This window comes from Streptomyces klenkii (genome assembly GCF_003626645.1).
Classification (GTDB): domain Bacteria; phylum Actinomycetota; class Actinomycetes; order Streptomycetales; family Streptomycetaceae; genus Streptomyces; species Streptomyces klenkii.
Genome location: NZ_RBAM01000022.1, coordinates 48,166 through 59,957 on the forward strand (window position 1 = coordinate 48,166; position 11,792 = coordinate 59,957).

Consider the following 11,792-nt stretch of genomic DNA (forward strand, 5'->3'; position numbering starts at 1 on the left):
GGGAACGGCTCGAAGAGCGCCGAAGTGAGCCGGGAGAGCCGGGGGAAGACGCCGGGCCGGCCGCGGGCAAGGTCCGCGGCCGGCCTGCGCCGGGGGCCGGCCGGCGTGCCGGGGGTAACACGCCGGGCGGCCGGTCCGGGGGTCAGCCCAGGAGGGTGCCGCCGGTGGCGTCGATGAACGCGCCGGTGACCCAGCGGGCGTCGGCGCTCGCGAGGAAGGCGACGACGTCGGCGACGTCCTGGGGCTCGCCGACGCGGTTGAAGGCGGACAGGGCCGCCATCTGGTCGACGACCTCGGGGATGTCGAAGGCCGGGTTGCCGTTACGGGTGATGCCCGGGGCAACGCTGTTGATGGTGATGTTGCGCGGGCCCAGGAGCTTGGCGAAGTGGCGGGCGAGCTGCTCGACGGCGCCCTTGGTCATCGCGTAGGCGATCTCCTCGGGGTTGGCCACGCGGGTGAGGCCGGAGGAGATGTTGACGATGCGGCCGCCGTCGGGGAGGTTCTTCAGGGCGCGCTGGATGAGGAAGAACGGGGCCTTGGCGTTGACCGCGAAGAGCCGGTCGAACTGCTCGGGGGTGGTGTCCTCGGCGGCCACGCCACCCATGACGCCCGCGTTGTTGACCAGGATGTCGAGCGTGGTGGTGCCGGTGCGCTCCTTGAGGCCCTGCTCCAGGCCGAGGAAGAGCTCGTGGACGTCGCCGGGGACGCCGAGCTCGGCGCGGACGGCGAAGGCGCGCCCGCCGTCCTTCTCGATCGTGGCGACGACCTCGTTCGCGGCGTCCTCGTTGCTCGTGTAGTGGACGGCGACGAGGGCGCCCTCCTTGGCCAGGCGGATCGCGGTGGCGCGGCCCATGCCGCGGCTGGAGCCGGTGACCAGCGCTGTCTTGCCGCTGAGGCTGCCCATGTCTGTTCTCCCGTTCGTGGCTGGGGCGGTTGTCTGGTGCGTCGCCGGTTCGCCGAACCAGCGGGTGAGGGCCCGCGTGAGGCCCTCGGTGGGGGCGCCGCCCGCCGGAGCGGCCCACACCACGTGGCCGTCGGGGCGCACCAGCACGGTGGTGGCACCGGCGGGGGTGCCGCCGGTGGGACGGGCCGTGACGGTGCGGACCAGGCGGGACCACGGGGCGGCGGCGGAGCGCAGCAGGTCGCCGTGGCCGGCGTCGCCGGTGAGGTCCAGGAGGAGGCCGCCGCCGGGGCGCAGCAGCGCCGCGGTCGTGGTGTCCTCGCCGGAGTCCTCGCCCGGGTGCTGCGGGTCGCCGGTGCGCACCGGCCAGTGGGGCAGGCGCAGTCCGAGCAGGGGGTGGTCGCCGGCGCCGACGTCGTAGCGGACGTCGAGGCCGGAGATCATGCCGGCGAGGTGGCTGCGCACCTCGTCGTGCTCGTCGATGAGCTCGCCCATGACCTCGCGCGCGGCGTCGACCTCGGAACCGCCCAGCAGGAGCAGGGCCTGGGCGCGGATGTTGCTCAGGGTGCGCTGCCCGACGGCGTGGCGCTCGCTGTGGTAGCTGTCCAGGAGGCCCTCGGGGCCGCGTCCCTGGACCTGGGCGGCGAGCTTCCAGCCGAGGTTGAAGGCGTCCTGGAGGCCGAGGTTGAGGGCCTGGCCGCCGATGGGCATCTGCTGGTGGGCGGCGTCGCCGGCCAGGAAGAGGCGGTAGTCGCGGTACTGCTCCGCCTGGCGGGAGGCGTCGGTGAAGGCGTTGACCCACAGCGGGGTGCCGCCGCTGATGTCCTCGCCGGTGACGCGCTTCCACGCGTCGGCGATCTCGTGGAACTCCACGTTCTCGCTGCGGGGTTCGGCGGTGCTGCCGAAGTCGCAGACCATGACGCGGGTGACGCCGTCGGGGCGGCGCGCGGCGATGGCCAGTCCCCCAGGCAGGCGCTCGAAGCGGCGGCCGGGGATGTCGATGCCGTCGACGTCGGCGCGCAGGAGCTCGCGGCCGGCGGCGGCGCCGGGGAAGGCGAAGCCGCCCAGGCGCCGCACGGTGCTGTTCTCGCCGTCGCAGCCGACGACGCACTTGGCGCGCAGGTGTACGACCTCGCCGCCGGCCGCCACCTCGGCCTCGGCGTGGTCCCCGGTGACGGTCAGCCCGCGCAGCTCGTGGCCGCGCAGGATGACCGCTCCCAGGCCGGTCGCCCATTCCGCGAGCAGTTCCTCGGTGCGGATCTGCGGGACTTTCCACTGGCCCGGATAGGGGGTGGGAAGGGTGAGGTCGAGCGGGAGCCCGCCGAAGTGGCCCCGGGTCTCCTGCGGGACGGCGCCGAGGCCGTCGAGCAGGCCGCGGCTGTCGAGGATCTCCATGGTCCGGGCGTGCAGGGTCGAGGCCCGGGATTCGGTGGTGGGCTCGGTGAGCCGCTCGATGACGACGACGTCCGCGCCGGCCAGTCGCAGCTCGCCGGCGAGCAGCAGCCCGACCGGTCCCGCTCCGACCACGATCACCTGGGTTTCCGTGTACGTGCGGGCCATGGCGTTACGCCTGCTGCTCGGCGTAGGCCTTGGCGTGGCCGAGCGTGGCGCGGCTGTTGGTGCTCAGGGCGGTGTGGACGTACTCGCGGGCCTCCGCGATGCCGGCGTCCGGGCCGAGGATCTTGGTGATGTTCTCGGTGTTGAGGACGACGGTGTGCTGCGAGGAGGCGGCGACGCCGTCCGCGTTCTCGGCGAAGGTCCAGTAGCCCGTGTGCAGCGTCATCAGCGCCGGCAGGGTGACCTGCTTGTACGCGATCTTGTGCGAGGGGAAGGTGACGCGGAAGGACTTGGTGGTGTGGGTGGAGCCGTCCTTGGCGCGGGTGTCCATCTCCAGGGTCTGGAGGCCGGGGGTGTCCTCCTCCAGGCGGACCGTCGCCACGTGCGGGAGGCGCTCGGACCACAGGTGCGCCTCGTTGATGAAGTCGTAGACGTCCTTGGCGGAGCCGTTGATCTGGACGGTGTCCTCGAAGGAGAAGGTCACCTCCTCGGCGGCGTGGGCGAGTTCGACGTTGGTCTTGAGGGCGGCGAGCTCGGACCGGGAGTTGCGGTCGACGGCCTCGTCGATCCAGGCGAGCCCCTCGGAGTCGTCGTCGATCGCCCGGTAGTCGTGCAGGAGGCGGACGCGGGAGGTGGCCCCGTCCAGCGGCTCGATGATCCAGGTGCCGCCCATGGCGGCGACCGGCGGGGTGGAGACCTCCTGGCGGAAGATGATCGTGAGGGCCTTCTCGTCCAGGGTGCGGAACGACGTCCAGTTCTTGGCCTCGCCGTTGGCGGTGGCCCAGATGCGGATGCGCTCGGTGCCCTCGCCCTTCTCCACGTGGTCGACGTAGATGGTCGGCGGGAAGATCCGCGGCCAGTTGGCGACGTCGGCGATCAGGCGGTAGACGGCGGCGGCCGGGGCCGAGATCGTGATCTCGTGCTCCACCTCGCGCAGACCGGTCTGCGACATGCTGGGTGCTCCTCGGTGACGGTGCGGTGCGGGTGCGGTGGGGGCGCGGTGGGCGCGCGGGGATCCGGGAGGGATCCGGCGGGGCTTAGAAGTTGCCCAGGCCGCCGCAGACGTTGAGGGCCTGCGCGGTGATGGAGGCGGCCGTGTCGGAGGCCAGGTAGCCGACCAGGCCCGCGACCTCCTCGGGGGTGGAGTAGCGGCCGAGCGGGATCTTCGACTGGAACTTGTCGAGGATGGCGTCCTCGGAGGTGTCGTAGGCGGCGGCGTAGCCGGCGCGCACGCGCTGGGCCATCGGCGTCTCGACGTAGCCGGGGCAGACGGCGTTGACGGTGATGCCGGTGGGGGCGAGCTCGTTGCCGAGGGCCTTGGTGAAGCCGACGACGCCGTGCTTGGACGCGGAGTACGGGGCGCCCAGGACGACGCCCTGCTTGCCGGCGGTGGAGGCGATGTTGATGATGCGGCCGCGGCTCTTCTCGCGCAGGCCACCGGTGGTGAGGACCTCGCGGGTCAGGCGGAAGACGCTGTTGAGGTTGGTGTCGATGACGTCGTTCCACAGCTCGTCGTCGATGTCGGCGGTGACGCCGCCGCCGCTGCGGCCGGCGTTGTTGACCAGGACGTCGACGGTGCCGAAGCGGTCGACGGCGGTGGCGACGAAGGCGCGGACGGACTCGGCGGAGCGGACGTCGAGGGTGGTGCCGTCGACGTCCAGGCCCTCGTCCTGGAGCTGCTTGACGGTGGCGGCGACGTTGTCGGCGTTGCGGGCGCCGATGAAGACCTTGTGGTTCTGCGAGGCCAGGAGGCGGGCGACGGCGAGGCCGATGCCGCTGGTGGCACCGGAGACGAGGGCGACGCGCTGCTCGTGCTGCGACATGGTGGGTGGCTCCAAAGGTGGTGGCGCGGGAAGGGGCGGGCGTCCGCGGGGAAGGGCGTCACGGACGGGCGCGGAAGGGGTGGTGCGGGCGCCGGGCCGGCCGCCCGTCGGCGACGGGGGCGGCCGGCCCGGGGTGCTGCGCGCGGGCTTGCGTCAGGCGGCGGCCTGGAGCAGGCCGTTGACGTGGGCGACGAGGGCGCGCGGGGTGCGGTTCTCGGCGAAGGCGTCGTCGTCGAAGGCGACGCCGTACTCGCGCTCGATGCGGCCGCCGGTCTCCAGCAGGGCCAGGGACTCGTAGCCGAGCTCCTCGAAGTCGGTGTCGAGGATGTCGCTGTCGAGGTCGACGCCTTCATCGGCGCCGGCGCCTTCGAGGAGGATGCGCTTGAGGTCCTCGAGGGCGAACTCCTGGTGGGACATGCCGGTCCTTTCCTGGAACACGTAGGGAGGGTCGGGGGCGGCGGACGGCGCTGTCCGCCGCGGGAAGGCGAAGGGGCCTAGTCGACGGCGCGGACGACGACGGCGGAGTTGAAGCCGCCCTGTCCGCGGGCGATGACCAGCGCGGCGCGCACCGAGGCGGTACGGGCCTGGCCGGTGACCAGGTCGATGTCGTACTCGGGTGCGAGCGTGACGTTGGTGGTGGGCGGGATCAGGCCCTCGCGCATGGCCAGGACGGCGGAGACCACGTCCACCGGCGCGGCGCCGGAGTACAGGCGGCCGGTCATGGTCTTCGGCGCGGTGACCGGGACGCCGCCGGGGCCGAAGACGGCGGTGAGGGCGTCGGCCTCGGCGCGGTCGAGCTCGGGGCTGCCGGCGGCGTCGGCGAAGACGACGTCGATCTGCCCGGGCGCGAGGTCCGCGTCGGCCAGGGCGGTCTCGATGGCGCGGCGCAGGCCGCTCTCGCGGCCGCTGCCGGGCTTGGGGTCGATGGTGGCCCCGTAGCCAGCGATCTCGCCGTAGATGTTGGCGGCGCCGCGGGCGCGGGCGGCCTCGGCGTCCTCCAGGATCATCAGGGCGCCGCCCTCGCCGGGCACGTAGCCGCTGGCGTCGGCGTCGAAGGGCAGGTAGGCGCGCTCGGGCTCGTCGCTGGTGGTCATGCGGCCGCCGGCGATCTGCGCGACCCAGCCCCAGGGGCAGATCGAGGCGTCGAAGCCGCCGGAGAAGATGAGCTTGCTGCCCTTGCGGATCTGGCGGCGGGCCTGGGCGATGGCGTCGAGGCCGCCGGCCTGGTCGCTGACGACGACGCCGCTGGGGCCCCGCATGCCGTTGCGGATGGAGATCTGGCCGCTGTTGACGGCGTAGAACCAGGCGAAGGACTGGTACGCGCTGACGTACTGGCTGCCCTGGCTCCACAGCTTCTTGAGCTCGTTCTGGCCGAACTCGAAGCCGCCGGAGGTCGAGGCGGTCACCACGCCCATGTCGAACTCGGGGATGTCGCCGGGCCTGACGCCGGCGTCCTCGAAGGCGCAGTCCGCGGCGACCAGGGCCAGGCGCGTCATCCGGTCGGTCTGCGGGATGAGGCGGCTGGGCAGGTGGTCCTCGGCCGCGAAGTCGTGGATCTCGCCGGCGAGCCGGGTCGGGTACTGGGCGGCGTCGAAGCGGGTGACGGGCCCGATGGCGTTCTTGCCGATCCGGGTCGCGGCCCAGAACTCCTCGACGCCGAGCCCGTTGGGGGTGGCGACGCCGATGCCGGTGATGACTACCTTGGCGCTCACGCCAGGCTCCTCTCGGGACGGGCCAGCACCATCGCGCTCTGGAACCCGCCGAAGCCGCTGCCGACGGTCAGGACGGCGTCCGTGCGGTGGTCCCGGGCGGTGAGCGGGACGTAGTCCAGGTCGCACTCGGGGTCGGGGGTGTGCAGGTTGGCGGTGGGCGGCACCACGTTGTTCTCCATCGCCAGCACCGAGGCGGCGATCTCGATCGAGCCGATCGCGCCGAGCGAGTGGCCGACCATCGACTTGATGGAGCTGACCGGGGTGCGGTAGGCGTGCTCGCCGAGGCTGAGCTTGAAGGCGGCCGTCTCGTGGCGGTCGTTCTGCTTGGTGCCCGAGCCGTGCGCGTTGATGTAGTCGATGGCCTCGGGGTTCATCCGGGCCTCGGCCAGCGCGACGGTGATGGCCTCGGCCATCTCGCGGCCGTCGGGGCGCAGGCCCGTCATGTGGAAGGCGTTGCAGCGCGAGGCGTAGCCGGCGATCTCCGCGTAGATGCGGGCGCCGCGCTTCTTCGCGCTCTCCAGCTCCTCCAGGACGAAGCAGGCCGAGCCCTCGCCGAGGACGAAGCCGTTGCGGGAGGCGTCGAAGGGCCGCGAGGCGTGCTCGGGGTCGTCGTTGCGCGGGGTGGTGGCCTTGATGGCGTCGAAGCAGGCCATCGTGATCGGGGAGATCGGGGCGTCGGTGGCGCCCGTGATCATGATGTCGGCGGTGCCCTCGCGGATCAGCTCGACGGCGTGGCCGACGGAGTCGATGCCGGAGGTGCAGCCGGTGGAGACCACGGTGGCCGGGCCCTCGGCGCCGGTCGCCCAGGCGACCTCGGCGGCGAAGGAGCTGGGCACGAAGTGGTTGTAGAGGTGCGAGGGCGCATAGGTGTGGTCGACGAGGTCGAGGCGGCCGTCGTTGCTGACGACGCGGTACTCGTTGTCGAGACCGGTGGTGGCGCCCACCGCGCTGCCGATGGTCACGCCCGCGCGGTGCGGGTCGAAGCCGGCCAGGTCCAGGCCGCTGTCGGCCAGGGCCTCGCGGGCCGTGACGACGCCGAACTGGGCGGCGCGGTCCATGCGCCGGATCTCCTGGGGGGTGAGCCCGTGGAGCTCGGGGTCGAAGTCGGCCTCGGCCGCGACCTTGGAGCGGAACGGCGAGGGGTCGAAGAAGGTGATCCCGCGGGTCGCGGTGCGGCCCTCGCTCAGCAGGCTCCAGAAGTTCTTGGTGCCGATGCCTCCCGGAGCCAGGACTCCGATTCCAGTGATTACTACCCGGCGCCCCACTAGTGGTCGCCTCCCATCGTGTCGGCGGACGGCTTCACATGGCGGTTCACTTGGCTGCCGTCCAGGAGTAGAAGCGGGTGGCCATCGCGTCGGCCGGCGAACGCCAGGTCGCCGGGTCGTAGGCCTCGATGAAGGGCTTGAGGTCCTCGCTGATGCCGACGAAGCGCGGGTCGCTCTTGGCCTCCTCGATGAGCTGGCCGCCGTTGTCGGTGTCGAAGTCCTGGAGGTGGAAGTACAGGCCGCGGTACGAGAAGAGCTGGCGGCGGCGGGTGCCCATGCGGTGGGGCATCTCGGTGGCGTCGAACTCGCCGAAGAGGCGGGCGACGTCGGCGCTGGAGCCGGGCTCCATCCGGGCCACGATCAGGGTGCTGTGCATGAGGGTGCGGTCTCCTTGGCAGGGGTCGGTGGGGTGACGGCGGAGCGGTGCCGGGCGTCAGGCGCCGAGCGGGCTGCCGAACCAGCGCTCGAGGGCCATGGTCAGGTCGTGGTGGCTGCCGGGCGCGGCCCAGGCGACGTAGCCGTCGGGGCGCACCAGCACGGCGGAGGTGCCGCTCAGGCCGCTCGCGGCGGTGACGTCCCGGGGGGTGGCCGTGACGATGTCGACGCGGTCGGCCCAGCCGGCGGCGCGGGCGCGCAGGGTGGCGTTGTCCTCCAGGTCGAGCAGGACGGGCCGGGCGGCGCGCAGCAGTTCGGTGCTGCTGGTCTCGCGGCCGGCGGCGGTGCGCAGGGCCAGCCGGGGCATGCGCTTGCCGAGCAGCGGGTGGGTGCCGGTGCCGGCGTCGTACGTGATCTCCAGGCCGGAGACCATGCCGGCCAGGTGGCGGCTGACGACCTCGTAGCCGATGAGCTCGGTGAGGACGTCGCGCAGGGGCTGGACCTCGGGGCCGGACAGGAAGAGCAGGCCCTGGGCGCGGGTGTTCATCAGCAGGCGCTGACCGACCGGGTGGCGCTCGCCGTGGTACGTGTCGAGGAGGCCCGCCGGGGCCTTGCCCTTGACGACGGCCGCGAGCTTCCAGCCGAGGTTGACCGCGTCCTGGATGCTGGTGTTCATGCCCTGGCCGCCGGCCGGCAGGTGGATGTGGGCGGCGTCGCCGGCCAGGATGATGTTGCCGCGGCGGTACTCGGTAACCTGGCGGGTGGCGTCGCCGAAGGAGGACACCCACTCGGGCTCGCCGTGCGAGATGTCCGTGCCGGTCAGGCGCTTCCAGGCGGCCGCGACCTCCTCGTACGAGGGCGGCTCCGTGCGGCGCTGCGGCGGGGTGCCGCGCTCGCAGACGATGATGCGGGTGATGCCGCCGGGCAGCGGGCCCACCATCACCATGCCGCCGGGGAGGGTCTCCCCGATCATGCGCGGTTCGAGGTCGAGGCCGCGGACGTCGGCGAGGAACATCTCCATCGTGGCGGCGGTGCCGGGGAAGTCGAAGCCGGCCGCCTTGCGGATCAGGCTCCGGCCGCCGTCGCAGCCGACGAGGTAGCGGGCGGTGAGCGTGTGCTCGCCCTCGGGGCCGCGCACCTGGACCTCGACGCCGTCGCCGGTGTCCTTGACCGAGAGCAGCTCGTGGCTGCGGCGCAGGTCGGTGCCCAGGCTCGTGACCCAGTCCTCCAGCACGGTCTCGGTGTGGGACTGGGGAACGGACTTGGCGGCCTGGTGCGCGCCCTCCAGGACGCCGAAGTCGACGGGCAGGCCGCCGAAGTGGCCGACGTTGCTGGTCTCGACCTCGCCGAAGCGGGAGAGCAGACCGCGCTGGTCGAAGATCTCCATGGTGCGGGCGGTGAAGCCCAGCCCGCGGGATTCCCCGGTGCGCTTGGCGAGCCGCTCCAGGACGATGACCTCCACCCCTGCGAGCCGCAGTTCGCCGGCGAGCATGAGCCCGGCCGGACCGGCGCCTGCGATAATCACCGCAGCGTCCATGGACCTCTCCTTGCAGTTGGGTTTTTCCTTGGCGGAACCGCATCGGCGGCCGGATAGCGGCGGGCCGGTATACGACGGCAACAGTCCGGCGACTCTGGCGAACAGCTTCTTCAGCTTTTCCGTCATGGGTCAAGATGCGGTTTCTCAAAGCTCTGATGAGAAACTGTCAGGGAATTGCAAGATCCGCTCACGGGACCGATTTCCCTCACTGCGGCCCTTACCGGCGCCGTGCGACCCGGGATTTCCCGACAGCTCTGCGGACGTTACGAAAACTATTCTTCACCCGGCCCCGCCCGGTCAAGTGGCCCTAGTTCAGGGGACTGTGAAGTCTTGTCAGCACTTGGCAAGATCCGCTGCGGTCGCGTAAAAGAACGCGGATTCCGGCCCCTCCTCCGGCAGACTCGCGACGATGGCACGTACCGGCCTTATCGGCCGTAACGCGATGGGGGAAAAGAGATGCAGGAAGTGAACGGGGCGGCGGCGGACGGCTTTTCGGCGCCGTGCCGGGGGGCCGGCTGCACGGCGCGGGAGGCGGCCGGGCGCGGGAAACAGCACCGGCGCCCCGCGCAGGCGCCCGCGCTGCTGTGCGCGGTGTGCCGGGCGCGGCTGGGGCTGGAGCTGATGCGGCTGCCCGATCTGTACGAGGAGTGCGCCCTGGCCCTGGGGGCGTCCGGGCCGCGGCGGGAGAAGGTCTCGGGCGGCCCGCTGCCGGGCATGCCCTTCAACGCCACGGCGGCCGACGTGCGCGCCGCCGTCATGGGCGTGCTGGGCGCCTGGGCGGCGCTCGTGGTCCAGGAGCGGGGCGCGCCCGCCCCCCGCCGGGACGCGGCGGCCCTCTCGCGCTTCCTGCTCCAGCACGTGGGGTGGCTGGCCGCGCACTCGGCGGCCGGCGAGTTCTCCGAGGAGATCGCGCGGGTCGTGCGCAGGGCCCGGCGGGTCATCGACCCGGACGCGGCGCGGCAGGTGGCGGTGGGCGGGTGCGTGGAGCCCGGCTGCACGGGTTCCCTGACCGCGGCGGTACGGGCGCGGGCCCCGCACGAGCCGGCCGAGATCACCTGCGACGCGGACCCCGCGCACCACTGGCTGGGGCACCAGTGGCTGCAGCTGAGCCGCCGCGTGCGGCCGGGCGCCGGCGGCGCGCAGGAGGCGCGGTGGATCAGCGCGGCGGACATCGCCCGGCTGTGGGCCATGGCCCCCGGCAGCGTCTACCGCCACGCCAGCCAGTCCCAGTGGCGCCGCCGCACCCGAGCGGGCCGCACGTACTACTACGAGGGGGACGTACAGCGGTCGCTGGAGGGAAGGAAGGCGGGGGCGGCGAGCGCGGCGAGCTGAGTGGGGGCTGGTCGGCCCCGGCGCGTCCGCGCGGGGGCCGGCCGGCAACTGCCCTCCGCCGCAGCGGCGGTCAACCACCGCGGTACGGACCGGCGGTGCCGGACAGCGGAAAGGGCCGGTACGGGATGCGTACCGGCCCTTTCGGTGGGTGGAGAGTCGGAGGGTCAGAGACGGGACGTCTCGATCACCCGCGTCGTGGGGAGGAGCCCCGCGACGTGGGCCGCCTCGCCCGCCACCACGAGGCAGCGCAGCCCCCGCAGCCCCGGCAGGACGCCCGAGTCGATCAGATCCGGCACGTGCCGGGCAGCCACCCGCAGGACGCTCGCCCGCTCCTCGCGTACGAGGGAGGCCAGTTCGTACGGGGTGAGTTCACCGGGCGGGGGCAGGACCAGTCGCGCCCCGGCCATGAGCGGCGCCCACAGGGCCAGGGCGGCGCCGTCGGCGACCGCGGGTGCGTACGGCACGACCACGTCACCCGCGGTGACCGGCAGGAAGCGCCCGTCGGCGGCCAGGCGGCCGACGACGGCGTGCGGGACGTTCACGCTCCGCAGGACGTACGCGGCGTCGGCGTGCGTGACGTCCGATGCCGGCGGGAGGGCGGCTGCGGAGGAGGCCGGGGTGACGTCGGGGAGCACGGTCACCCCGGCGCCCCCGAACGCCCCCGCGAACAGCTCCTGCGTCACGACCACCCCGGCCCCGCTGTCATAAAGGGGCGCCATGCCGCCGCGCCGCACATGCTGCGGGTCCAGCAGGACGTACCCCGCACCGGCCTTGAGGACGCCGAGCAGGGCCACGAGCAGGCGCGCGGAGGATTCGAGGCACACGGCGACGACGTCGCGGTCCCGTACGCCGTGCGCCCGCAGCCGGTGCGCGAGGTCGTTCGCCCGCTGGTCGAGACCGGCGTAGGTCAGGACGCCGTCGTGGGCGCGGACGGCCGTGCGCGAGGGATGGACGGCCGCCTGCCGCGCGACGGTGCGGTGCACCGGGGCGGGGCCGGGGACCGACGCGGGTACCCGCGGGCCCCCCTCCCCGGCGGAGACGGGGGCCAGAGTGAGGGTGCTCATGCCGACAAGTCCTTCGTCCTTCGGTCGTCGGAGTTCCGCGGGAGCCGCGACAGCCCGGCTCAGTCCTTGATTTCGCAGATGACGGCGCCGGAGGAGACTGAGGCGCCGACTTCGGCGGTGATGCCCTTGATGGTGCCCGCGCGGTGGGCGTTGAGGGGCTGTTCCATCTTCATCGCCTCAAGGACCACGATCAGTTCGCCCGCGGCGACTTCCTGGCCCTCCTCGA

11 protein-coding genes are annotated in these 11,792 nt (G+C 72.9%); 1 reads left to right on the forward strand and 10 read right to left on the reverse strand.

The features are described 5' to 3' along the window. Positions 1-142: 142 nt before the first annotated feature. The 8 genes from D7231_RS31445 to D7231_RS31480 all read right to left on the reverse strand — a co-directional run bounded on the left by D7231_RS31445 (position 143) and on the right by D7231_RS31480 (position 9,170). The gene (locus tag D7231_RS31445; RefSeq protein ID WP_120759137.1) at positions 143-2,461 is read right to left on the reverse strand and encodes an SDR family oxidoreductase; all 2,319 of its coding nucleotides are present in this window, start codon (positions 2,459-2,461) and stop codon (positions 143-145) included. Positions 2,462-2,465: 4 nt separating this feature from the next. Beyond that, entirely contained in the window at positions 2,466-3,410 is a 945-nt protein-coding gene (locus D7231_RS31450) for an aromatase/cyclase (protein ID WP_120759139.1), read from the reverse strand. A gap of 85 nt (positions 3,411-3,495) precedes the next feature. Then, entirely contained in the window at positions 3,496-4,281 is a 786-nt protein-coding gene (fabG, locus tag D7231_RS31455) for a 3-oxoacyl-ACP reductase FabG (protein ID WP_120759141.1), read from the reverse strand. 153 nt (positions 4,282-4,434) lie between these two features. Beyond that, complete coding sequence (locus tag D7231_RS31460) at positions 4,435-4,698, reverse strand: acyl carrier protein (protein WP_120759143.1); 264 nt, start codon at positions 4,696-4,698, stop codon at positions 4,435-4,437. A 77-nt stretch (positions 4,699-4,775) separates the two neighbouring features. After that, the gene (locus tag D7231_RS31465) at positions 4,776-5,993 is read right to left on the reverse strand and encodes a ketosynthase chain-length factor (RefSeq protein WP_120759146.1); all 1,218 of its coding nucleotides are present in this window, start codon (positions 5,991-5,993) and stop codon (positions 4,776-4,778) included. Continuing rightward, complete coding sequence (locus tag D7231_RS31470) at positions 5,990-7,258, reverse strand: beta-ketoacyl-[acyl-carrier-protein] synthase family protein (protein WP_120759148.1); 1,269 nt, start codon at positions 7,256-7,258, stop codon at positions 5,990-5,992. The genes D7231_RS31465 and D7231_RS31470 overlap by 4 nt, the downstream gene beginning before the upstream one ends. Positions 7,259-7,304: 46 nt before the next feature. Beyond that, on the reverse strand, positions 7,305-7,634 hold the full coding sequence (locus D7231_RS31475) for a TcmI family type II polyketide cyclase (RefSeq protein WP_106681614.1): 330 nt from the start codon (positions 7,632-7,634) through the stop codon (positions 7,305-7,307). A gap of 57 nt (positions 7,635-7,691) precedes the next feature. Continuing rightward, entirely contained in the window at positions 7,692-9,170 is a 1,479-nt protein-coding gene (locus tag D7231_RS31480) for an FAD-dependent monooxygenase (RefSeq protein WP_120759151.1), read from the reverse strand. Between the two features lie 456 nt (positions 9,171-9,626). Here D7231_RS31480 and D7231_RS31485 point away from each other — a divergent pair, with 456 nt between their 5' ends. Continuing rightward, a complete protein-coding gene (locus D7231_RS31485) occupies positions 9,627-10,502 on the forward strand; it encodes a hypothetical protein (RefSeq protein ID WP_120759153.1) in 876 nt (291 codons plus the stop codon). 164 nt (positions 10,503-10,666) lie between these two features. Here D7231_RS31485 and D7231_RS31490 read toward each other — a convergent pair whose 3' ends face one another. Together D7231_RS31490 and D7231_RS31495 are read right to left on the reverse strand one after the other, a co-directional pair. After that, positions 10,667-11,566 carry an AMP-binding protein gene (locus D7231_RS31490; protein ID WP_120759155.1) on the reverse strand — a complete coding sequence of 300 codons (900 nt, stop codon included), beginning with the start codon at positions 11,564-11,566 and terminating at the stop codon, positions 10,667-10,669. Positions 11,567-11,625: 59 nt separating this feature from the next. Beyond that, positions 11,626-11,792: acyl-CoA carboxylase biotin carboxyl carrier protein subunit (locus D7231_RS31495; RefSeq protein ID WP_147449824.1), on the reverse strand; the 167-nt coding region annotated here is incomplete at its 5' end.